Raw genomic sequence first — 20,846 nt, forward strand, 5'->3', positions numbered from 1 at the left:
GCTCCCCGAAGCCTGACCGGATACGGCCTCGCCGCAACGATCGACCGCCCCTGCACAGGCCATGCCCGGTCCTCGCGCAGGTCGTGCACCGCCCGAGGTGGTGCTACCGATGGTAGCGAACGCGGACGCGGGGGCCGATCCGGCCGCGGACGAGGCACACCCCTAGCGGATGGTCGGGTCTGCCTCCCCGCCCTCGATGGGCGTGTGGAGGCCGATGAGGTGCTTCCCGAGCCGCTTGATCCGTGCACTGCTGCCGGGATCGATGCCCACACCCGAGACGACGGCGCCCTGCATGAGGACCAGCCAGCAGTAGGCGAAATCCTCCGCGTCGGTCAGGCCCATCGCCGTGGCGGCCTTCTCGACCGTGGAACGGATGTCGTCCAGGTAGAGGACGGCGGCCGCCCCGATCGCATGCCGCGGGCCGGTTTCCAGCAGGGCACGGATGTAGGGGCAGCCGGCGAAGTCCGGCGTGTGGAACCACTCGTCGAAGATGTCGAAGATCGCCAGCAGCTGTCCGCGGGGCGTATCCGCGCGGCGCTCGCTCTCCGCCCCGAGATAGCCGATCGTGAAGAGGCGCTGACGGCGCTCGAAGAACGCCATGACCAGATCGTCCTTCGACGGGAAGTGATGATAGAAGGTCGCCTTGGCCACGCCGGCCGTCGCGATGATCTCGTTCACCCCGACAGCCCGGACCCCGCGCTGCAGGAACAGGTCGTACGACGTCCCGAGGATCCGCTCCCGGGCGTCCTTCGTCGGGACTGCCGCCGCTGCAACCATGGATCTCCCCTGCTGTCGACTCGTCCGTCCATCCTAGGGTAGACAGACCGGTCTGCCCGTCGGGTACGCTGGACCGTCCGGCGGTTCCCCCAGCCGTCGGACACCTGGAGAGGCGTGAGACCCGATCCACGGTGCCGGCGGCCCCGGAAGAGGCCGCCGGTACCGCTTCCCCGGGAGGACAGGGCCGGCCCGACAGCCGCACGAGGGAGGGAGGTGCCCGGTGACTCCACCTTCCGCGGAGACCGCCAGGTTCCACCTGGAGTACCTCGCGACCGGCGTGCTGACGCTGCGCTGGGCGAGATCCATCGAAGTGACCGCGGGCGACATCGAGGCACTCGGGGTCCGCGTGCAGGCACTGGCCCCGGGATGCCTTCCTCCGATCCTGGCCGACCTCAACGGCATGGTCACCCTCTCCAGGGAAGCGTTCACCGCACTGTCCTCCGCGCGGAACCTCCCGGCGGTCGCCGTCGTCGGCGCTTCGCCTGTCGAGAGGGTGCTCGTCGCCCACTTCCAGGCGGTGCACCGGCCGTCGTACCCGATCGAGTACTTCGAGCGACGGGACGAGGCCCTGACCTGGTTGCTCCGACGGTCACCCCGCACGGCGGTCGGCCCGATTCCGGCAGCACCGGCGATCGTCGGCTCCTGACGTCAGCCGCCCTTCCGGCCGGTGGGACGACCGCCGTCTCCCGGCGCCTGCCTCCGGCAGACCGCGCCGACGGCGTTGCCGGGGTGGTGCCCCGCCCGCGCGGCTACACGACGAGCATCACCGCGAGGACGAGCATGACGACGGCGATCGACCCGTCGAGGACACGCCAGGCCCACCGTCGGGTGAAGACCGGGGCGAGGTACCGCGCGCCGACACCGAGTGCCGTGAACCAGAGGATGCTCCCCAGGCCGGCTCCCGCTGCGAACCACCACTTCCCCGGGGTCCCGTGGGTGCTGGCCAGCGATCCCAGCAGCAGCACGGTGTCGAGGTAGACGTGCGGGTTCAGCCAGGTGAGGGCGAGGCAGGTACCGAGCGCGGCCCGCCAGGAGGTGCCCGTCCGGCTGTCGGCATCGAGCGTGCCACCCCGGACGGCCCGGCGCGCGGCAACCACCGCATAGCCGGCGAGGAAGGCTGCCCCTGCCCAGCGCACCACCTCGAGGACGACGGGGGCGCCGGTGACCACCACACCCAGTCCGCCGACTCCGAGGGCGATCAGCACGAGATCCGAGAGTGCGCACACGGTCACGACCAAGGCCACGTGGGACCGCCGCAGGCCCTGGCTCAGGACGAAGGCGTTCTGGGAGCCGATGGCGACGATCAGGGTCAGTCCGGCAACGAGGCCGGTAGCAGCGGAAGCGATCACACCACCACGGTAGGAGTGGAAGGACCTTCAGGCCAGCTAATGATTCTTCAGTATGGTAAGACGGGCTTATGTCGAGCATCGAACCTGCGCAGGCAAGGGCCCTCGCGGCCATCGTAGGGGAGGGTAGCTTCGAGGGGGCCGCCGCCCTACTCTCGGTGACGCCCTCGGCGGTGAGCCAGCGCATCCGCGCACTCGAGGTGGCCGTCGGGCGTCCGGTGATCACACGCACCCGTCCGCTGCGTCCCACCGAGGCCGGCGAGGCCATCGTCCGCTTCGCACGTCAGTTCGACCTGTTGTCCGCGGACCTCGCCTCCGAGCTGGGAGCCGCCGGCGAACGGCAGCACCAGCGCATCACGATCGTCATCAACGGGGACTCGCTGCACACCTGGGTCCTGCCGGCTCTGGCACCACTCGCCGAGAGCCTGCAGGTCGAGATACTGCGGGAGGACCAGCAGCATTCCCTCGATCTGCTGCGCGACGGGACCGCCGCCGCAGCCATCACCTCCATCGCCGAGCCCGTGCAGGGATGCTCGTCCCGGCCCCTGGGCATCATGCGCTACGTCCCGGTGTGCGCGCGGGCTTTCCGGGAGAAGTGGTTCCCCGACGGTGCGGGCCCGGACCGCCTCGCGGACGCTCCCGTGATCGTCTTCGACCGCAAGGACGACCTGCAGGACCGCTACCTGCGCACCCGTACCCGGCGGCCCGTCTCCCCGCCCCGCCACTTCGTCCCGGCAGCGCAGGAGTTCGCCGACGCGATCCGGCTCGGCATGGGGTGGGGGCTGATGTCCGAACTCGAGCTGGAGGCCGGACCCCCCACCGGCGACGTCAGCCCCCTCGAGCCGGGTGGCCACGTGGACGTCCCGCTCCACTGGCAGCAGTGGCGGCACGGCTCCCGGTCCCTCGATGCCGTCGGCGAGGCGGTCCTCCGCGCGTCCGCCGTCCTGCGCCGGCCGGGAGCAGGGACGGCGTGAGCGTCTCGGGCCCCTTCGGACCGGCTTCTCCTGCTGCGCACCCGCAGTGGCAGAAGTGTCACCCGACATTGCTAAGATCGTCGGGCGGGCAGCCGCTCGTCGACAAAGGCAAACCCGGTGCGAACCGGGGACGCAAAGCCACGGAACCCACGAGGTCAGCCGGGCCGCCGAAGAGAACAGGTCCACGGAGTATGCCTCGGACACGCCAAGTCAATACAGTCCTCCCAGCACGGTACTCCCCGGGGTCCACACGGACGGCGGCGGTCCTGGTGACGCCGCGCTGGGCCAACCGCCACCATCAGGCACCCGGTCATGAATAGCCCCCTCTCCGGTGACCGCCGGGCCGCCGTCGTGATCGAGGACGATCTCGACATCAGGAACCTCGTGTCCGCCATCCTCGAGCAGGGTGGCTTCCAGGTCAGCGGCGTGTCCAGCGGCCGCGAGGGTGTCGACGTCGTCCGCCGGGAACACCCGGCCGTGGTCACGCTGGACATCGGACTGCCCGATATCGACGGGTACGAGGTCCTACGGCGGATCCGCTCCACGACGGACTGCTACGTGATCGTCCTCAGCGGACGCACGGACGAGATGGACATCCTCACGGCGCTCCAGGCCGGCGCCGACGACTACGTGCTGAAGCCCTTCCGCCCCCGCGAGTTCAGGGCGCGCATCGACGCGATGCTCCGCAGGCCGCGCATCGGCCAGAACGCGCAGCACCCTCCGACACAGCCGCCCGCAGCAGCAGGACCTGCGCCAGGACCTGCGACTGCACCCGATCGTCCCACGGACGCCGGGACCGCCAAGGGGACGGCAGGCCTCCTGCGGAACGGCAGCCTCGTCGTGGACAGCGAAGCCCGCACGGCGACCTGCTCCGGCGTCGAGCTGCCGCTCACGAAGACCGAGTTCAACCTGCTCCACGAGTTGATGGCGAGCAACGGCGCCGTGCGCACGAAGGAGGAGCTGGTCCGCGTGTCCCGCGGCCGTGACTACCGCGGGTACAACTTCGTGAGCCGCACGGACGAACGTGCCATCGAGGTGCACATCGCCAACCTGCGCCAGAAACTCGCCCGATCGGAAGGCGACCCCGAGCTCATCACGACGGTGCGTGGCGTGGGCTTCCGGATCATGCCGAGGCGCGTCGATCCGGGGCAGGAGCGCGCGTCCGGCTAGTGGCGTCCCAGGTAGGTGTCGAGCAGTTCACGGACGGTATCGGTCGCACAGCCCCGGAGCAGCGCGACCGACCGCTGAGCGGCGCCGAGGTCGTCGGCAGCGAGGAAGCGCTGCGTGGCGAGTGCGGCCTGCTTCAGGCGCGTGGCTCCCACCATCGCCGCCGACGTCGTCACGCTGAGCACGGCGTCCTGGGCGGCCATGGGGTCGCCGTCCTGCAGCCAGGCCTCCAGGCGGTCGATCTTCCCTTCCAGCGTCTCGGAGAAGTCGCGGGCGAAACGCTCGACGACGAACGTGTCCGGGAAGTCGCGCTCCATGTCCCGCAGGACGTCGAGGTCCAGGAGAGGCGCAGCCCTGCCCGGCGCGTCCGGCACCCGGACGGCGTCGCCCTGCGGGAGCGCCGTCCCCTCCTGGTGCTGGCCAGGAGGCGGGGTCGGATGGATGGGCACAGTTCAAGGGTAGCGACGGCGGGAGGAGGCGGTGCGGTATCCACAGCTTCTTGCGCAAAGCTTGTGGAATGGCGGAGGCGCCCCTACGGAGCCATGCGGTCCGTCGGGCCACTGCACTGATTGCGGCACCGGTCGGGCGGCGTTCTTCCTCCGGGCGTTCCCTCCCGGACCGGGCATCGGCCCCGGTTCGCCGATGACACGTACTCGCCAGTAGTCCGCAGACTGCTTATCATCGGGGCTTGGGTGTGGCTGGGGTCACATGGGGCAAGCCCTATTCCGTTACCGGGCCAGACGGGACTCGGCCTCGAGTCCCGGATTCGACAGCGAGCCCGAGCAGTCCTTCTGTCCGGGACGATTGCAGGGGGCACCATGGCCGCGGCGTTCGAACTCTTCCATGATCGGGACGATGCCTTCAGGTTCAGGTTGAAGACACCGGACGGGACGGTCATCGCAGTGTCCAAGCCGTTCCCGGGGAAGGCGGCGGCCGTGGCGGGCATCCGGGCCGTCCGGGAGTGCGCCGGGACCGGGCTGATCACGGACCTCTGCCCGCCGACGCCTTCTCCCGAGGGCGCCCCGCAACGCTCCGCCGGACCCGCTCCCGGCTAGTCCGTCCGAAGGAGGCGAAGCACGCCCGCGCCTAGGCCCTCCAGTCCTGGCGATAGGCGGTATGGCCTGCCCACGGCAGGGCCACCAGCCGGAGGACCGCGAGCCCGTCCGATTCGTCGAGGCCGGCACTCACGTAATCGATGAGCTTCCTCTTCGACCGGCACTCCGCAAGGACACGCTCGGGGTCGTACCACCCGCGGGCACCCCACACCTCCTCGGGAAGGTTGCCCACGCGGGCGGCCTTCTCGTCCTCGGTGATGCGTGCGTCCAGGAAGTCGGCGAGTTCGTTCATACCCCTGAGCCTATCGAGCGCCCACGGCATGGCCGTACTCCACGGGGTGCGGTGGGCTTAGGGGCGCTCCTGGTCGGGGTCGCGACCCGCCGGCGGGAGCGGCAGGTCCACGGTGAACCGGGTGCGGCCGGGCTCGCTGGTCACGCTGATGGTTCCACTGTTGGCTTCGACGAGAGCCTGGACGATCGCCAGCCCGAGACCGGTGCTCCCTGCGCTCGCGCTCCGCGCGGCGTCGCCCCTGCTGAAGCGCATGAAGATCGTGTCGAGGAACGCCGGGGCGATGCCGGGACCCGAGTCCGTGACGGTGATGCTCGCCCTTCCGTCGCCGGCTGCGAGCGCCGTGGAGATCGCGGTACCCGGCGGGGTGTGCCTGTGTGCGTTGGCGAGCAGGTTGATGAGCACCTGGCGGATCTCGGCCCCGACGGCGCGTACCTCGACGGGCTCGTCCGGCAGGTCCAGGCTCCAGGCATATCCCGGGGCGGCCACCCGGGCGTCGCTCGTCGTCTCGATGACCAGTTCCGTCAGGTCGACGTCGGACGCCTCGCCGCGCTGGCCCTCGTCGAGTCGCGCGAGCAGCAGGAGGTCCTCGACGAGGGAGGACATGCGCTTGGACTCGCTGTCGACGCGTTCGAGCGCGGCACGCCCGGACGGACTGACGATCTCACTCATCAGGATCAGCTCGGTGTAGCCGCGGATGGACGTCAGGGGGGTGCGCAGTTCGTGGCTCGCGTCGGCGACGAACTGCCGCACCTTCGTCTCGCTCGCGTGGCGTTCCCGCAGCGCACTGGTGACGTGGTCGATCATCTCGTTCAGGGCCAGCCCCACCGTCCCGACCTCCGTGCCCGGCTGCGCTGCGGCAGGCGGGACCCGCACGGGGATGGCCACCTCCCCCGAGGACAGCGGGAGCTGCGAGACGGACGTCGCCACGGCGGAGAGTTCCTCGAGCGGGCGCAGGGACCGGCGGATGATCACCGTGCCGGCAAGGCCCGTGAGAGCCAGCCCGGCGAGGGAGAGCGCGGCGACGGTGATGTCCAGGGATACGAGGGTGCTGTCCCGCTCCGCCGTGGACAGACCGGTGACCAGGACGCCGCCGTCGGGGTCGAACGCGACGGGGAGGTCCGCCGCGTCCACCCGGTAGCGCCCGCTCGAGAGCACCAGTTCCTCGGGACCGTCGGCGGGTTCGATGCCGGCCAGCAGGTCGAGATCGGCTCCGGTGAGGGGCTCGGTCGTGCCGTCGTCCTGCACGAGCGCGGAGTTCCGCGCCTCACCGTCGTCGAACACCGCGTTGAGGGTTCCCGGTCGCTGGCCGGCCGCGTTCTCCGGGTCGACGTCACGGGACGGCCGCTGGTCGTTCCCCGGTGGTCGCCCGCCGGGGTAGCCCGCCCGGCCGGCGGCGGGCTCGAGGGCAGCATCGAGCTGGCGGGTCAGGTAGCTGCTCATGGCGAGGTGGCTGAGGACGCCGATCGCGATGCAGATCGCCGTGAGCAGGGCGAGGGTCGCCAGGATCAGTTTCGTGCGCAGGTGCAGCGGCCGATGGCCCGGTCGATCGCCGGCGGGGTCCTGCGGGGTCATGAGGCGGCGGGTTTGAGGACGTACCCAGCGCCCCGAACGGTGTGGATCATCGGTGTACGCCCGGCGTCGATCTTCTTGCGGAGGTAGGAGATGTACAGCTCGACGATGTTCGCCTGGCCGCCGAAGTCGTAGTTCCAGACGTTGTCGAGGATCTGCGCCTTGCTGACCACGCGGCGCGGGTTCTCCATGAGGTAGCGCAGCAGCTCCCACTGGGTCGAGGTCAGGGCGATGTCCTCTCCGTTGCGGGTGACCTCGCGCGTGTCCACGTTCATCACGAGGTCGCCGACCACCAGTTCCGCGGAGTCCGACGCCGCGACGCCGGAGCGCTGGACGAGGCGGTGGAGGCGCAGCATGAGTTCTTCCATGCTGAAGGGCTTGGTGACGTAGTCGTCGCCGCCGGCGGACAGCCCGGAGATGCGGTCCTGCACGGCGTCCCTGGCCGTGAGGAAGAGGGCCGGGACGTTCGGTGCGAAGGTGCGGATCTTCTTCAGCGCCTCGATGCCGTCGACGCCGGGCATCATGACGTCGAGCACGAGGACGTCGGGGCGGAAATCCCGTGCCGCGGATATCGCCGTGGCGCCGTCGCCGGCGGTCGTCACGCTCCAGCCGGCCATCCTCAGGCCCATGCTCACGAGTTCCGCGAGGCTCGTCTCGTCGTCCACCACGAGCGCCCGGATAGGGCTGCCGTCCGGGTGCGCCAACCGCGGCAGGTTGTCGGTCATGGAGTGGTGCGTGGCGTCGGCCATCGTGTCTACCTTGGTGTCGTCTGGGATGCGGCGGGGCCGGCGTGCGCTGCGGGCGGAGCGGTGCGGTCGGTCGAAGGTCCCGTCCAGTATCCCGCACGGGTCCGGAGGACCGGGGTCTCAGGCGGAGAGGGGTCCCGCTGCAGCGCCCTGGTCGAGCGAGCCGCCGGGATCCTGCCTCCGGACGATGGCCTGCTCCGCCGGGAGGGTGGTCCCCACGACGACGGCGGTCCGGGCGCCGGCGACGGGCGCCGTGGGATCGGCGCCGACCGGAGCGAACGCCGTGGTGCCGAGCACCGCGACCAGGGCCATGGCACCGATGGCCGCCCTGATGCCCTTGCGTCCAGGGGTGAGTTCGGGGGTGGGTCGGTAGCTGATCATGGCGTCCTCCTGCGGGCTGGTGGTGTTCCTCCAGCCTGGCGCCGGCACCTGGGGCAGGGCTTTCCCGTAGCTGTGCGGTCGCTGTGCAGGAAACACACAGCTACGGGCGGTCAGCGACCGGTGCACGGACGCGGCGGTGGCCGCCGGCGGACGCGGCGGTGGCCGCCGGCGGACGCGGCGGTGGCCGCCGGCGGACGCGGCGGTGGCCGCCGGCGGACGCGCGCGGCTACCGTGGCGACGCGACCCTGCCCAGCCCGGACGGCCACCAGATCTTCGGTCCGATGTCGTAGGCGAGCGCGGGGATCAGCAGCGAGCGGACCAGCACGGTGTCCAGCAGCACGCCGAACGCCACGATGAACGCGATCTGCGCGAGGAACAGGATCGGGATCACGCCCAGCGCGGCGAAGGTCGCCGCCAGGACCACGCCGGCAGAGGTGATCACCCCGCCCGTGACGCCGAGCCCCCGGAGGATGCCCGGCCGCGTGCCGATGCGCAGCGACTCCTCGCGTACCCGGGTCATGAGGAAGATGTTGTAGTCCACGCCGAGCGCCACCAGGAACACGAAGGCGAAGAGCGGCACGGAGGCATCGGCGCCCTCGAACCCGAAGATGCCGTTGAACACCAGTGCGGAGACGCCCAGGGCCGTGGCGTTCGAGAGCGCCACGCTGGCCACGAGGAGCACGGGTGCGACGACGGAGCGCAGCAGGACGATCAGCACTCCGAGGATGACGAGCAGCACGATCGGGATGATCTTGACGAGGTCCGCGAGGGCCGTGTCGTTGGTGTCGATCGCCACCGCGGTGACGCCGCCCACCAGCGCGTCGGGACCGGCGTCGTCGAGCGCCGTCCGCAGCTCCCGCACCACGTCCTCCGCCTGCCCGGAGTCCGCCTGGAACTCGAGCGTCCCGCTGATCAGGACCTGCCCGTCCTCGACGGCGGGCACTCCCGCGGCGTCGACGGTCAGCGCCGCGCCCGAGATGCCGTCCTGCCCGGTGACCACATCGAGGGCGGCGTCGGAGTCGGCCTCCGGTGCGACCACGTAGACGGGGCTGCCGGATCCGGCGTCGAAGTGGCGACCGAGGGCCTCCTGCCCGTCGACGGCGTTCGACGGCGCGAGGATCAGTGCCGACTGCGGCACGCCACTGGCCTGGAGCTGGGTGAGGCCGAGCGCACCGGCGACGAGGATGAGCAGTGACGCGATCCACAGAACGCGGGGCCGGCGGGCCACCAGCAGTGCGACCCGCTTCCAGATGCCCCTGAGCCGCTCCAGGCCGATCTCCGCGCCTGCGGCGGTCGGTGCGGCATGCCTGCCATGGTGTGGGGCGACGGCGGTCGAGAGCCCGGCGTCGTAGCGCGGGCGCAGCGGCCAGAACGCCGCCCTGCCGAACAGGAGGAGGAGCGACGGGAGGAGGGTCAGCGCTGCGGCCAGCGAGAAGACGATGCCGATGGCCGCGATCGGCCCGAGGCTCCTGTTCGAGTTGAGATCGGAGAACAGCAGGCACAGCAGCCCGAGGATCACCGTCGCGCCGGAGGCCAGGATGGGTTCCACCGACCCGCGGTAGGCCACCCGCATGGCGTGCCAGGTGGTCTCGTGCTCGGCGAGCGCCTCCCGGAACCGGGCCACGAGCAGCAGCGCATAGTCGGTGGCCGCACCGATCACGAGGATCGACAGGATGCCCTGGCTCTGCCCGCTGAGCTGGATCCAGTCGAGCTTCGCGAGACCGAACACCAGCAGGATCGACGTCGCCAGCGCGAACACCGAGGTCAGCAGCACCAGGAACGGCAGCACGATGGAGCGGTAGACGGCGAGGAGGATGAGGAACACCGCTCCGAGTGCCACTCCGAGCAGGATCCCGTCGATGCCGCCGAAGGCCTCCACGAGATCGTTGGTGAAGCCCGCCGGTCCGGTCACGTAGCCGGTCACGCCGTCGGGTAGTTCGTCCGCCAGGACGGTGCGCAACTCCCCGACCACCTCTGCGAGTTCGGCGTCGGAGGAGACGAAGGCGATGTACTGGACGGCCAGCCCGTCCTCGGACGGGATGGGTCCGGCGACGGCGGGCGCTCCCTCGGCCGGGGGTTCCAGCCCCTCCACCTCGCCGAGCGCCACCCCGACCTCCTCGTACAGGCCGAGGTCCTGCGGCCCGATGGCGGTGTCCGACTCGGCGACGAGGACCGCGGGGACGGCGTCCGAGTCGCTGAACCGCTGCTGCAGCTCGCCCGCCTCGGTGGATTCGGCGCTCGCGGGCAGGAACGACGCCTGGTCGTTGCTCGAGACCTCCTCGAGGCGCCCGAACGTCGGACCGCCCACCGCTGCCCCGACCAGCCAGATCAGTACGACGACGACGGGCAGCAGGACCCTCAACCAGCTGTTCCTCATGATCTCTCCATCTCCCAGAAATTATCTCTATCGTAAAGTATATCTATCATGGAGATAATAGGAACCAGCCTAAACTGGAGGCGAAAGAAGGCGAGGGATCATGGCTGCGAGGGACGAGCTCATGGCACTCATGCAGCAGTTCACGGTCGAGACGGACCGCTATGTCGACGTCGCCAGCGAACGGGACAGCCTCTACCGCACGGACCTCCACGCCCTGGGCATCATGATGGGCGCGGCACGCGCCGGCCTCACGGTCACGCCCGGGCTCCTGCGGGAGGAACTGAACCTGAGCTCACCGGCCACCACCGCACTCGTCGACCGCCTCGATTCCGCCGGCCATGTGACGCGCCGGCGCAGTGAGGTGGACCGGCGGCAGGTCCACCTCGAGATGACGGAGAAGGCGCGCATCACGGGTGCCATGCTGTTCGCGCCGCTCGCCCGCCACATCAACGCAGTTTTGGACGAGTACTCGGACGAGGACCTGGCGCTCCTGCGGGACATGATGCGGAAGGTGACCGAGGCCACGGTCGCGGCGAAGAATGAGGCGCTGCACGACGCCGACGCAGACTGACGGACCCACCACCGGCTAGCCTCGAGGTATGAACGACGAGGTCTACTCCCACGGACACCACCCGAGCGTGACGGCAGCGCATGCGGCACGCACCGTCGCGTCGTCGGCCGCCTATCTCGAACCCTTCCTCGAGACCGGCCTCGACCTGCTGGACATCGGCTGCGGCCCGGGCAGCATCACGGCGGGGTTCGCCGACATCGTCGCACCCGGGTCGGTGCTCGGCATCGACAGCTCGGCGGACGTCGTGGCCCAGGCATCCGAGGCCCACGCGGACGTGGCGAATGTCGAGTTCCGCGAGGGCAACGTGTACGACCTCGACGCCGCCGACGAGTCCTTCGACGTCGTCCACGCCCACCAGCTCCTGCAGCACCTGGCCGACCCCGTGGCAGCACTGCGCGAGATGCGCCGCGTGGTGCGGCCCGGCGGCATCGTGGCCGTCCGCGAAGCGGACTTCGGAGCGATGACCTGGTACCCCGCCATCGACGAGCTGGACGAATGGCGCGAGCTCTACGGCACGCTGGCGCGCGGCAACCGTGGCGAGCCCGACGCGGGACGGAGACTCCCCGGCTGGGCGGCCGAGGCCGGCTTCGCAGACGTCGAGGTGTCGTCGTCGAACTGGACCTATGCCACCGCCGAGGACCGCCGCTTCCATGCCGAATCCTGGGCGGAACGCGTGCTGCACTCGGCCTTCGCCGAACAGACGCTCGACCGCGGCCTCGCCGACCAGCCGACCCTCGACCGGCTGGCCGACGGGTGGCGCCGGTGGGCACGCAGGGACGACGGCGTGTTCCTCCTGCCGAGCGTGGAGATCCTCGCGCGCGACTAGCTCCGGACCGCGGCGCATGCGGCCCGGGGCAGGCCGCGGAGCGCGACCGCCGCTAGGCTGGCGGGATGTACCGCATCGTCACCGTCTGCACAGGCAATATCTGCCGCTCGCCCATGGCCGAACTCATGCTGACCCATGCGTTCGGCAAGGCGGGCCTGGGGGACGACGTGGTCATCGACTCCGCGGGGACCACCGACTGGGAGGCCGGCAGGCCGATCGACGAGCGTGCCGCGGCCAAGCTGACCGAGCTCGGCATCGAGAGCCACCTGCACCGGGCCCGCATGTTCGAACCGGACTGGTACCGCGAGCGCGACCTGATCCTCGCCCTCGACCTCGACCACTACCGTGAGCTGCGCCGGGACGCGCCCGACGACGACGCGCGCGACAGGATCCACCTCCTGCGCGAGTTCGACCCCTCGACCACGGACACGGAGCTCGACCACCTCGGCATCTACGACCCCTGGTACGGCGATGCCAGCGACTTCGAGGCCACCTGGAAGATGGTCGACGGCGCGGTGGACGGCGTGGTGCGTTACGTCCGGAACGAGCTCGACGCCGACGGTTCGGAGGCCTGACGCCCGGCGCTTACCATGAACGGGTGAATCCCTCCCTCTGGCTGGCGCTGCTCGGCGCCGGAACGCTCATCAGCTTCGTCCCGGGTGCCGGTGCCGTGAACACGATGAGCAACGCCCTGACGGTCGGCTTCCGGCGTTCCATCTGGGGCATCCTCGGCCAGCAGGCGGCCCTGGTCGTCCACATCGGCATCGCCGCGGCCGGTGTCGGGATCCTCGTCACCAACTCCCCGCTCGCCTTCAACCTGATCCGCTATTCCGGCGCCGCCTACCTCGTGTACCTCGGGATCCGGAAGTTCCTGCAGAAGCCCGAGCACAGCGAGGTCCGGGCGCTGCAGCACAGCGAGGGCGCCTTCTCGATGTTCCGCCGCGGCGTCTGGGTGAACCTGCTCAACCCCAAGGCGATCGTGTTCTTCCTCGCCCTCATCCCCCAGTTCATCCGCCCGGATCAGCCCCTGCTCGGCCAGTACGGCGTGCTGGCAGCCACCGTCATCGCCATCGACGTCCTGGTCATGTGGTTCTTCTACGCCGGCACGGCACGCTCGTTCCGGCGCTTCACCCGCGACGACCGCGGTCAGGTGATCCTCAACCGCACCTTCGGGTCGCTGTTCGTCGGTGTCGGCGCGCTGCTCGCCCTGGCCTGACCCATGCCCACCTCCTCCCCGCTGCTCATCGCGATCGACGGCCGGTCCGGTGCGGGCAAGACGACCCTCGCCGTCGAGCTCGCCGCGCTCCTCCGTGAGCATCACAGCGTCAGCCTCTTCCACCTCGAGGACGTCTACCCCGGCTGGGACGGGCTCGCGGACGGCACGGCACGCTACGTCGAGCGCGTCCTGCGTCCCCTGGCGGCAGGGCGGACCGCCCGCTGGAATGCCTGGGACTGGGACCGGGGGCGGGACGGCGCCGAGCACACGACACCGGCGGCGGAGATCGTGCTCCTGGAAGGCGTGGGTGCCGCGACCGCGGCGGCACGCGCGCACCTCGACGCCGTCATCTGGGTCGAGGCGGCCGATGCGGTCAGGATGCGCACGGCACTGGAACGCGACGGCGACACCTATGCGCCCTTCTGGCAGCGGTGGGCGGACCAGGAGGACGCCTGGCTGGCGGAGGACGATCCGGCTGCCGCCGCCGACGTCCTCGTGCAGGGCCACCGCGGTCCGCCGTCACCGCAGGCCGTGCGCCTGGCCCTCACCGGGCTGCCCTCGTGCGCCGTCCTGCTGGCTCCGGAGCGTGCCGGGCGGCGCGGGCTGACACTGGACTGCGAGCGCATCGACGCGGTGCCGGACCCGGCCGCCCTGTTCTCCACGCTGTACGGGGCCTCCCCGTCCGCGGTGTGGCTCGACAGCTCCGACGCCACGGGAACGACCGGCCGGGACCAGCGCAACCGGTTCAGCATCCTGGCCGATTCCGGTGGCGTCTTCGGGCAGCAGGCCCTGCATCGCGCCGGGGTCACCGAGATCATGGCGGGTGCGGTCACCACGCGCATCCGCAAGCCCTTCTTCCGATGGCTCGACGACGCCTGGGGTCGGCGGGCCGTGCGTACCCCGGAGGGCCTCGGGTGCGAGTTCGGGCTGGGCTGGCTGGGCTACCTGGGCTACGAGCTGAAGCGGGAGACGGGCGGCGGATCCACCCCGCCGGTCGAGGGAGCCCTCCCCGATGCCGCTCTGATCTTCGCCGGCCGCGCCGTCGTCCTCGACCACGCCGAGCGCGCCGTGTTCCTGCTGACCCTCTCCGACGGCCGTCCCGACGCCGAGCTCGGCGCCTGGCGTGCCCGCGCGCGCGAGGCCCTCGCCACGCCGGCCCCCGCTCCGCCGCCCCTCCCCCTGCCCGTGCCCGTGCCGCGGTTCGCCGCCCGGGACTCCCGCGAGGAGTACCTCGCGAAGGTGCGCCGCGCCCAGGCGGAGATCGCCGAGGGGAACACCTACGAGGTGTGCCTGACCACCTCGCTGTCCGCCCGCACGGACGCCATCGATCCGCTCGGCGCGTACCTCCGGCTCCGCACCGGCAGCCCTGCCCCGTTCGCCTCCTTCCTCCGCTTCCCGGGTTTTGCCGTCGCGAGCACGTCCCCCGAGCGGTTCCTGGAGCTGACCGCCGACGGCCGGATGCGGGCCGAGCCCATCAAGGGGACGCGCGGCCGGTCAGCGGACCCGGCGACCGATGCCCTCCTCCGCGAGGAGCTGCGCTCGTCGGAGAAGGACCGCGCGGAGAACATCATGATCGTGGACCTGCTGCGCAACGACCTCTCGCACCACGCGGTGCCGGGATCCGTCACGGTCAGCAGGCTGTGCGACATCGAGACCTACGCCACCGTGCACCAGATGGTCAGCACGATCGACGCGCGCCTCCGGCCCGGGAGTGCCCGGGCGGGCGTCGTGGCCTCGGCGTTCCCGGCCGGATCGATGACCGGAGCACCGAAGATCAGCACCATGGCCATCCTCGACGGCCTGGAGGAGGCTCCCCGCGGCCCCTACTCCGGCGCAACCGGATACTTCAGCCTGACCGGCGCCACGGACCTCGCCGTCGTCATCCGCACCCTCGTCCTGCGGGAGCACGACGGCGGCACGCACCTCACGCTCGGCGTCGGTGGGGCGATCACCGCCGATTCCGATCCTGCCGAGGAGTGGGACGAGGTCCGGACGAAGGCACGTGGTGTCCTCTCGGCCCTGGGTGCCGGGTTCCCGGGCGACCGCGTGCCCGTCGGCGACCCCCTTCCGCTCCCCGATCCCGTCCCGACCCGTCCCGACCAGGAGACCCCATGACCACGGACACCACCCCGCCGGCCGGACCCGGACCTGCGGACACCGCCTCTGCGGCGAAGCCCTCCGTCCTGTTCGTCTGCGTCCACAACGCCGGCCGCTCCCAGATGGCCGCGGCCTACCTGCACCACCTCTCCGAAGGACGGATCGAGGTGCTGTCCGCCGGTTCCCGGCCGGCGAGCCGGGTCAACCCCGCAGCGGTGGAGGCCATGGCGGAAGAGGGCATCGACATCGCCGCCGAGACCCCGAAGATCCTCACCACCGACGCGGTGGAGGCCTCGGACGTCGTCGTGACCATGGGCTGCGGGGACGAGTGCCCGTACTTCCCCGGCAAGCGGTACGAGGACTGGGTGCTCGACGACCCCGCCGGCAAGGGAGTCGAATCCGTCCGACCGATCCGGGACGAGATCAAGCGCCGCATCCAGCACCTCATCGAGGACCTCCTGCCCGGCTAGGACCTGCTCCGCAGCGCCGGACGACACCGTCCGTGGCCGCTCCGGCGGCCGGGATCGCCGCACGGCACGAGCAGCGTGGCAGCAGGATGTTCCCCGTGCCGGTGCCGGTGGGTAGAGTGGAGTGCGGTGAGCCGGGAAGTCTGGTCGGCAGATTGTGTCGTCGACCCCGATTCCAGGAGGAATCCTCCCATGGCCGAAGAAGCACCCGAGCCCACACCCGCACCCCGATCCGGCATCCTGGGCCGAGGCTCCTACTCGGAGGTCCTGCGGATCGGCGAGATCCTCCGCAAGGAGACCGTCGGCGGGATCCTGCTCGTCCTCGCCGCAGCCGTGGCCCTGATCTGGGCCAACTCCCCTGCCTCGGAAAGCTATTTCGCCCTGCGGGACTTCCGGATCGGGTACGAGCCCTGGCATCTGGAGCTGAGCCTCGGGGCATGGGCGGCGGACGGTCTGCTCGCGGTCTTCTTCTTCCTCGTCGGGCTGGAACTCAAGCGGGAGTTCGTCGCCGGGGATCTGCGCAGCTTCACCAGGGCGGTCGTGCCGGTCGCCGCAGCTTTCGGCGGGGTCGCGGTACCGGCCCTCGTCTACGCGGCGATCAACCTCTCCAGCCCCGAGACCCTGCAGGGCTGGGCGACACCCACGGCCACCGACATCGCGTTCGCGGTCGCGGTCCTGGCCATCGTCGGCTCCCACCTCCCCAGCGCCCTGCGCATCTTCCTGCTCACCCTCGCGGTGGTCGACGACCTGCTGGCCATCACCATCATCGCGGTGTTCTACTCGGACGACCTGCACCTCGCGCCGCTGCTCCTGGCCCTGATCCCGCTGGCGCTGTTCACGGTCCTCGCCCAGAAGTACCGGCGGTTCTTCGGCCTGAAGCCCGCCGCGGCCTGGTTCATCCTGCTCCCGATCGGCTTCGCCGTCTGGGCGCTCGTGCATGCCGGGGGCATCCACGCCACGGTCGCAGGAGTCCTGCTCGGGTTCGCCGTACCGGTGATCCGCAGCCGGGCGAGCGGCGGACCCGGTGCAGGGCCCGGGCTGTCCGAGATCTTCGAGCACCGCTTCCGCCCCCTCTCGGCCGGCTTCGCGGTGCCCGTGTTCGCGTTCTTCTCCGCGGGCGTGGCCGTGGGCGGCTGGAGCGGTTTCCTGTCTGCCCTGACCGACCCCGTCACCCTGGGCATCATCGCCGGACTGGTGGCCGGCAAACCCATCGGCATCGTCGGCACCACCTGGCTGCTCACCAGACTCACCCGCGTCACCCTCGACGCGTCCCTGAAGTGGGTGGACCTGGTCGGGGTCGCCCTGCTCGCCGGCATCGGATTCACCGTCTCCCTCCTCATCGCCGACCTGAGCTTCGGCGACGGCGGGACCACGAACGACCACGCCAAGGTCGGCATCCTCACCGCGTCGCTGACCGCGGCCCTCCTGTCCGCGATCATCCTGCGCAGCCGCAACAGGCACTACCGCACCATCCAGGCCGAGGAGGAGATCGACGCGGACGACGACGGCACCCCCGACGTCTACCAGCACGGGCAGCCCCACCACCCCTGACCACGCCTGGTCCGGGCAGGGGCACCGCCTCGTCGGCGCATCGGCAGGCCGCCCTGCGATTCCATGCCGCCCGCAACTCGAGCCGCCCGCAACTCGAGCCGCCCGCAGGGAACCACACCGCCGTGGCGCCTCCCGGCGCGCACGATCCCGCACTAGGGTCGGTGCATGGCCTCCCTCGAACCGACCACCCTGCGGGGAGACCGCGTCGTCCTCGAACCCCTCGCCCACGAGCACCACGACGGCCTGGTGGCCGCGGCCGCCGACGGCGAGCTCTGGAACCTCTGGTACACCTCCGTGCCGACCCGGGAGGGGATGCGGCAGGAGATCGACCGGCGCCTCGCCCTGCAGGACACGGGCTCCATGCTGCCCTTCACCACACGCCTCGTCGAGCCGGGCAGCGGCGGGCCCGGCAGGATCATCGGCATGACCACCTACATGAACATCGACCGGGACACCCCGCGCGTCGAGATCGGCTCCACCTGGAACGCCGCCTCGGCCCAGCGGACCGGGACCAACACGGAATCGAAGTACCTCCTGCTCCGCCACGCCTTCGAGGAGTTCCGGTGCCCCGCCGTCGAGTTCCGCACGCACTGGCTCAACCACCAGTCGCGCGAGGCGATCTCGCGACTGGGCGCCAGGCAGGACGGGGTCCTCCGCAGCCACACCCGCGCCCGGAACGGGGAGCTGCGCGACACCGTCGTCTTCTCGATCCTCGCCCACGAGTGGCCCATGGTCCGCGACAGTCTGCTGTACCGGATGCGGCCCCGCGGCTAGGACCGGATCCGGAGACGGCGGACACGTCAGCACCGTTGTCAACCAGGGGTTCGCCGCACCATCGGGCATGCGATCGGGTCACCATGGAGGGGTCAGACCGCGGCGGTCACGGGCGCCTGCGGACCAGTTCGACTGAAGGGTCACTACATGGCAGACATCGGTGGAATGGCCGACAAGGCCAAGGACTACGCGCAGGACAACCCTGAGAAGGTCGACCAGGCCAAGGACAAGGCCAAGGACACCTTCGACGGCAAGGACGGCGACCAGAAGTAGCACTTCCCTTCGACGGAGGCCGGACCGCGGGATGCGGTCCGGCCTCTCCTGCGTCCCGGCAAGGTATGCGCCGAGGGATGACCAGCGGGCCGCCCTCAGTGCGGCAGGGCAGGTCCCGTGCTCCCCCTGATGACCAGGCGCAGCGGGCCCGCGTCCGCAGGGCTCCGGGCCCCGCGGTCCATCAGGGCGTCGATGCAGGACCGGCCCAGGTCGTGGAACTCCTGCCGGACGGTGGTCAGCGAGGGCTCGTAGAACTCGGCTTCGGGAACGTCGTCGAACCCGACGATGCTCACGTCGCGGGGAACGCTGCAGCCTCGCTCACGCAGCGCCTTCAGCAGGCCCAGGGCCATCTGGTCGTTCCCGGCGAAGACCGCGGTGGTGCCGTCGGAGACGTCGAGCCGCATCCCGGCGTCGTAGCCGGACCGCGCACTCCAGTCCCCCTGGTACAGCGCTCCGTCCCCGAGCCGGTGTGCGCGCAGCACCCTGCGCCACCCGTCCACCCGGCGCTGCGCATCCACCCAGTCCAGCGGCCCGGCGAGGTGCGCGATCCGGCGGTGTCCGAGCTCCACGAGGTGCTCCACCGCCCGCGCCGCTCCACCCTCCTGATCGAGCGAGACGTCGCCGTCGATCCCGCCGCCGCCGCCCACCATGACCATCGGGATGCTGGTCTGGACCTTCGCGAGCACCTCGAGGGCCGAGACATGCGGGGTGACCGCGACGACGGCCTCGACCCCGTGGTTGAGCAGCCCGCTCAGCCCTTCGTCCACGGCGGTTTCGGAGTAGTCCTTGAGGGTCACGACGGTCAGGAAGTAGCCGGCACTCCGGGCCGCGTCCTGGATGCCCATGAGGACGCTCGACGGCCCGTACTGCGCCAGTTCGCCGGCGAGGATGCCGATGGAATGGGTCCGCCCCGTGGCGAGCCAGCGCGCGGCGGCGTTGGGACGGTAATCGAGTTCCGAGATCGCCGCCCGCACCTTCCGACGGGTCGCGTCGCTGACGTTGGGGTGCCGGTTGACCACACGGGACACCGTCTGGTGCGAGACCCCTGCGAGCGTCGCCACGTCCGTGAGGCTCGGACCCCGCGGTGCTGTTACTTCGGCCATCGAGTTGTCGCCCATCTCCCCACGTGGTCCCAGTATGCACGAAACCCGGAGCCTGTATCGCCCCCGGCGACGTCGTTCCGAGGCGTTCCGCACCGTGTCGAAAATGTGACCGGAATCACTTGACCGTCAAATTGTTAGCGTTCACAATTGCAGCCAGGGCACGACGCCCGCGCAGCAACGACGGTGCAGGTGCTCCTTGCTGCGGTTCCGAATTCCAGGAGGCAGCAGTGTTCAAGAAATCCTTCGTGACGGTCATCGCAGCGACCACCCTCGCGCTGACGGCGTGTGGTGGCGGCTCGGACGCAGGAGGCGGTTCCGATGACGGGATCACCATGGGCTTCGCACAGGTGGGCGCCGAGAGCGGCTGGCGCACGGCCAACACCAAGTCGATCCAGGACTCCGCCAAGGAGGCAGGCGTCGACCTCAAGTTCTCCGACGCGCAGCAGAAGCAGGAGAACCAGATCAAGGCGATCCGGTCCTACATCCAGCAGCAGGTGGACGTCATCGCCTTCTCGCCCGTCGTCGAGTCGGGCTGGGACACGGTCCTCAAGGAAGCCAAGGATGCCGACATCCCCGTGATCCTGACGGACCGCTCCGTCGACTCCGCCGACACCTCCCTGTACAAGACCTTCCTCGGGTCCGACTTCGTCGAGGAGGGCAAGAAGGCCGGCGACTGGCTCGTCGAGGACTCGGCGTCGACGGACGGCCCGATCAACATCGTGGAGCTGCAGGGCACCACGGGAGCGGCCCCCGCGATCGACCGGAAGGAAGGGTTCGAAGCGGCCATCGCGGCGGATCCCGACCTCACGATCGTCGAGTCCCAGACCGGCGACTTCACCCGCAGCGGCGGCAAGCAGGTCATGGAGGCGTTCCTCAAGAACACCCCGGACATCGACGTCGTCTACGCCCACAACGACGACATGGGACTCGGTGCGATCGAGGCGATCGAGGCCGCGGGCAAGGTGCCGGGCAAGGACATCAAGATCATCACCGTCGACGCCGTCAAGGACGGCATGACGGCGCTGTCCGAGGGCAAGATCAACTACATCGTGGAGTGCAACCCCCTCCTCGGGGAGCAGCTGATGGACCTGGCCGCGAAGGTGGTCGCCGGCGAGGAGGTGCCCGCCCGCGTCGTCACGGAGGAATCCGCCTTCACCCCGGAGCAGGCCAAGGAAGTCCTGGCCAGCCGCGAGTACTAGGAGCTCGACAGGATCCGGCACACCGGAAGCGGGTGTCCGGGTCGACGACGGGGGATGCGGTGGCCGGGCCACCGCATCCCCGACA

23 protein-coding genes and 1 riboswitch are annotated in these 20,846 nt (G+C 70.5%); of the genes, 14 read left to right on the forward strand and 9 right to left on the reverse strand.

Annotated elements, in window-relative coordinates:
- Positions 1-162: 162 nt before the first annotated feature.
- Positions 163-777 (reverse strand): TetR/AcrR family transcriptional regulator, encoded by a 615-nt coding sequence (locus ACX80L_RS02665; RefSeq protein ID WP_459287516.1) that lies wholly within the window; start codon positions 775-777, stop codon positions 163-165.
- Positions 778-997: 220 nt separating this feature from the next.
- Between ACX80L_RS02665 and ACX80L_RS02670 the strand changes: the two genes are divergently transcribed.
- Entirely contained in the window at positions 998-1,423 is a 426-nt protein-coding gene (locus ACX80L_RS02670; protein ID WP_459287518.1) for a DUF7793 family protein, read from the forward strand.
- Between the two features lie 103 nt (positions 1,424-1,526).
- On the opposite strand, the gene ACX80L_RS02675 is transcribed toward ACX80L_RS02670, so the two are convergent.
- Positions 1,527-2,126 (reverse strand): LysE/ArgO family amino acid transporter, encoded by a 600-nt coding sequence (locus tag ACX80L_RS02675; RefSeq protein WP_459287520.1) that lies wholly within the window; start codon positions 2,124-2,126, stop codon positions 1,527-1,529.
- A 68-nt stretch (positions 2,127-2,194) separates the two neighbouring features.
- On the opposite strand from ACX80L_RS02675, the gene ACX80L_RS02680 reads away from it, so the two are divergent.
- Both ACX80L_RS02680 and ACX80L_RS02685 read left to right on the forward strand, forming a co-directional pair.
- On the forward strand, positions 2,195-3,097 hold the full coding sequence (locus tag ACX80L_RS02680; RefSeq protein WP_133081286.1) for an ArgP/LysG family DNA-binding transcriptional regulator: 903 nt from the start codon (positions 2,195-2,197) through the stop codon (positions 3,095-3,097).
- A 97-nt stretch (positions 3,098-3,194) separates the two neighbouring features.
- Positions 3,195-3,269: riboswitch (cyclic di-GMP riboswitch) on the forward strand.
- A gap of 140 nt (positions 3,270-3,409) precedes the next feature.
- Positions 3,410-4,267, forward strand: coding sequence for a response regulator transcription factor (locus ACX80L_RS02685; RefSeq protein ID WP_459268029.1), 858 nt, complete (start codon positions 3,410-3,412; stop codon positions 4,265-4,267).
- On the opposite strand, the gene ACX80L_RS02690 is transcribed toward ACX80L_RS02685, so the two are convergent.
- Complete coding sequence (locus tag ACX80L_RS02690; protein WP_133081288.1) at positions 4,264-4,713, reverse strand: Hpt domain-containing protein; 450 nt, start codon at positions 4,711-4,713, stop codon at positions 4,264-4,266. The genes ACX80L_RS02685 and ACX80L_RS02690 overlap by 4 nt on opposite strands.
- Positions 4,714-5,082: 369 nt before the next feature.
- Here ACX80L_RS02690 and ACX80L_RS02695 point away from each other — a divergent pair, with 369 nt between their 5' ends.
- Entirely contained in the window at positions 5,083-5,319 is a 237-nt protein-coding gene (locus ACX80L_RS02695; RefSeq protein WP_459287522.1) for a YegP family protein, read from the forward strand.
- A 31-nt stretch (positions 5,320-5,350) separates the two neighbouring features.
- Here ACX80L_RS02695 and ACX80L_RS02700 read toward each other — a convergent pair whose 3' ends face one another.
- From ACX80L_RS02700 to ACX80L_RS02720, 5 genes are all read right to left on the reverse strand, one after another.
- Positions 5,351-5,611, reverse strand: coding sequence for a DUF6221 family protein (locus ACX80L_RS02700; protein WP_133081290.1), 261 nt, complete (start codon positions 5,609-5,611; stop codon positions 5,351-5,353).
- Between the two features lie 57 nt (positions 5,612-5,668).
- Positions 5,669-7,183 carry a sensor histidine kinase gene (locus tag ACX80L_RS02705; RefSeq protein ID WP_459287524.1) on the reverse strand — a complete coding sequence of 505 codons (1,515 nt, stop codon included), beginning with the start codon at positions 7,181-7,183 and terminating at the stop codon, positions 5,669-5,671.
- Positions 7,180-7,929 (reverse strand): response regulator transcription factor, encoded by a 750-nt coding sequence (locus ACX80L_RS02710; protein ID WP_459268025.1) that lies wholly within the window; start codon positions 7,927-7,929, stop codon positions 7,180-7,182. Before ACX80L_RS02710 ends, ACX80L_RS02705 begins: the two co-directional genes overlap by 4 nt.
- Before the next feature lie 117 nt (positions 7,930-8,046).
- Positions 8,047-8,307, reverse strand: a complete 261-nt coding sequence (locus ACX80L_RS02715) for a hypothetical protein (protein ID WP_133081293.1) — start codon at positions 8,305-8,307, stop codon at positions 8,047-8,049.
- Between the two features lie 226 nt (positions 8,308-8,533).
- The gene (locus tag ACX80L_RS02720; RefSeq protein WP_208740145.1) at positions 8,534-10,684 is read right to left on the reverse strand and encodes an MMPL family transporter; all 2,151 of its coding nucleotides are present in this window, start codon (positions 10,682-10,684) and stop codon (positions 8,534-8,536) included.
- 100 nt (positions 10,685-10,784) lie between these two features.
- Between ACX80L_RS02720 and ACX80L_RS02725 the strand changes: the two genes are divergently transcribed.
- The 9 genes from ACX80L_RS02725 to ACX80L_RS02765 all read left to right on the forward strand — a co-directional run bounded on the left by ACX80L_RS02725 (position 10,785) and on the right by ACX80L_RS02765 (position 18,459).
- Positions 10,785-11,255, forward strand: coding sequence for a MarR family winged helix-turn-helix transcriptional regulator (locus ACX80L_RS02725; RefSeq protein ID WP_459287527.1), 471 nt, complete (start codon positions 10,785-10,787; stop codon positions 11,253-11,255).
- 28 nt (positions 11,256-11,283) lie between these two features.
- On the forward strand, positions 11,284-12,081 hold the full coding sequence (locus ACX80L_RS02730) for a methyltransferase domain-containing protein (RefSeq protein ID WP_133081295.1): 798 nt from the start codon (positions 11,284-11,286) through the stop codon (positions 12,079-12,081).
- 65 nt (positions 12,082-12,146) lie between these two features.
- Positions 12,147-12,656 (forward strand): low molecular weight protein-tyrosine-phosphatase, encoded by a 510-nt coding sequence (locus ACX80L_RS02735; protein WP_208740254.1) that lies wholly within the window; start codon positions 12,147-12,149, stop codon positions 12,654-12,656.
- 23 nt (positions 12,657-12,679) lie between these two features.
- Positions 12,680-13,297, forward strand: coding sequence for a LysE family transporter (locus tag ACX80L_RS02740; RefSeq protein WP_208740255.1), 618 nt, complete (start codon positions 12,680-12,682; stop codon positions 13,295-13,297).
- 3 nt (positions 13,298-13,300) lie between these two features.
- On the forward strand, positions 13,301-15,412 hold the full coding sequence (gene pabB, locus ACX80L_RS02745; RefSeq protein ID WP_459287530.1) for an aminodeoxychorismate synthase component I: 2,112 nt from the start codon (positions 13,301-13,303) through the stop codon (positions 15,410-15,412).
- The gene (locus ACX80L_RS02750) at positions 15,409-15,864 is read left to right on the forward strand and encodes an arsenate reductase ArsC (protein ID WP_459287532.1); all 456 of its coding nucleotides are present in this window, start codon (positions 15,409-15,411) and stop codon (positions 15,862-15,864) included. The genes pabB and ACX80L_RS02750 overlap by 4 nt, the downstream gene beginning before the upstream one ends.
- A 189-nt stretch (positions 15,865-16,053) precedes the next feature.
- Positions 16,054-17,412 carry a Na+/H+ antiporter NhaA gene (gene nhaA, locus ACX80L_RS02755; protein ID WP_459287534.1) on the forward strand — a complete coding sequence of 453 codons (1,359 nt, stop codon included), beginning with the start codon at positions 16,054-16,056 and terminating at the stop codon, positions 17,410-17,412.
- Positions 17,413-17,577: 165 nt separating this feature from the next.
- The gene (locus ACX80L_RS02760; RefSeq protein WP_133081300.1) at positions 17,578-18,186 is read left to right on the forward strand and encodes a GNAT family N-acetyltransferase; all 609 of its coding nucleotides are present in this window, start codon (positions 17,578-17,580) and stop codon (positions 18,184-18,186) included.
- Between the two features lie 147 nt (positions 18,187-18,333).
- The gene (locus ACX80L_RS02765; protein WP_279628586.1) at positions 18,334-18,459 is read left to right on the forward strand and encodes a hypothetical protein; all 126 of its coding nucleotides are present in this window, start codon (positions 18,334-18,336) and stop codon (positions 18,457-18,459) included.
- Positions 18,460-18,554: 95 nt separating this feature from the next.
- On the opposite strand, the gene ACX80L_RS02770 is transcribed toward ACX80L_RS02765, so the two are convergent.
- Positions 18,555-19,562 carry a LacI family DNA-binding transcriptional regulator gene (locus ACX80L_RS02770; RefSeq protein WP_459287536.1) on the reverse strand — a complete coding sequence of 336 codons (1,008 nt, stop codon included), beginning with the start codon at positions 19,560-19,562 and terminating at the stop codon, positions 18,555-18,557.
- Positions 19,563-19,789: 227 nt separating this feature from the next.
- Here ACX80L_RS02770 and ACX80L_RS02775 point away from each other — a divergent pair, with 227 nt between their 5' ends.
- A complete protein-coding gene (locus ACX80L_RS02775) occupies positions 19,790-20,761 on the forward strand; it encodes a substrate-binding domain-containing protein (RefSeq protein WP_133081302.1) in 972 nt (323 codons plus the stop codon).
- Positions 20,762-20,846 lie beyond the last annotated feature (85 nt).

Source organism: Arthrobacter sp. MDT1-48-3, assembly GCF_054511015.1.

Coding starts and splice junctions, on each gene's coding strand:
- ACX80L_RS02725 (WP_459287527.1), top strand. CDS start 10,785: ATGGCTGCGAGGGACGAGCTCATGGCACTCATGCAGCAGTTCACGGTC.
- ACX80L_RS02715 (WP_133081293.1), bottom strand. CDS start 8,307: ATGATCAGCTACCGACCCACCCCCGAACTCACCCCTGGACGCAAGGGC.
- ACX80L_RS02665 (WP_459287516.1), bottom strand. CDS start 777: ATGGTTGCAGCGGCGGCAGTCCCGACGAAGGACGCCCGGGAGCGGATC.
- ACX80L_RS02730 (WP_133081295.1), top strand. CDS start 11,284: ATGAACGACGAGGTCTACTCCCACGGACACCACCCGAGCGTGACGGCA.
- ACX80L_RS02760 (WP_133081300.1), top strand. CDS start 17,578: ATGGCCTCCCTCGAACCGACCACCCTGCGGGGAGACCGCGTCGTCCTC.
- ACX80L_RS02710 (WP_459268025.1), bottom strand. CDS start 7,929: ATGGCCGACGCCACGCACCACTCCATGACCGACAACCTGCCGCGGTTG.
- ACX80L_RS02705 (WP_459287524.1), bottom strand. CDS start 7,183: ATGACCCCGCAGGACCCCGCCGGCGATCGACCGGGCCATCGGCCGCTG.
- ACX80L_RS02695 (WP_459287522.1), top strand. CDS start 5,083: ATGGCCGCGGCGTTCGAACTCTTCCATGATCGGGACGATGCCTTCAGG.
- ACX80L_RS02685 (WP_459268029.1), top strand. CDS start 3,410: ATGAATAGCCCCCTCTCCGGTGACCGCCGGGCCGCCGTCGTGATCGAG.
- nhaA (WP_459287534.1), top strand. CDS start 16,054: ATGGCCGAAGAAGCACCCGAGCCCACACCCGCACCCCGATCCGGCATC.
- ACX80L_RS02750 (WP_459287532.1), top strand. CDS start 15,409: ATGACCACGGACACCACCCCGCCGGCCGGACCCGGACCTGCGGACACC.
- ACX80L_RS02765 (WP_279628586.1), top strand. CDS start 18,334: ATGGCAGACATCGGTGGAATGGCCGACAAGGCCAAGGACTACGCGCAG.
- pabB (WP_459287530.1), top strand. CDS start 13,301: ATGCCCACCTCCTCCCCGCTGCTCATCGCGATCGACGGCCGGTCCGGT.
- ACX80L_RS02770 (WP_459287536.1), bottom strand. CDS start 19,562: ATGGCCGAAGTAACAGCACCGCGGGGTCCGAGCCTCACGGACGTGGCG.
- ACX80L_RS02720 (WP_208740145.1), bottom strand. CDS start 10,684: ATGAGGAACAGCTGGTTGAGGGTCCTGCTGCCCGTCGTCGTCGTACTG.
- ACX80L_RS02735 (WP_208740254.1), top strand. CDS start 12,147: ATGTACCGCATCGTCACCGTCTGCACAGGCAATATCTGCCGCTCGCCC.
- ACX80L_RS02700 (WP_133081290.1), bottom strand. CDS start 5,611: ATGAACGAACTCGCCGACTTCCTGGACGCACGCATCACCGAGGACGAG.
- ACX80L_RS02680 (WP_133081286.1), top strand. CDS start 2,195: ATGTCGAGCATCGAACCTGCGCAGGCAAGGGCCCTCGCGGCCATCGTA.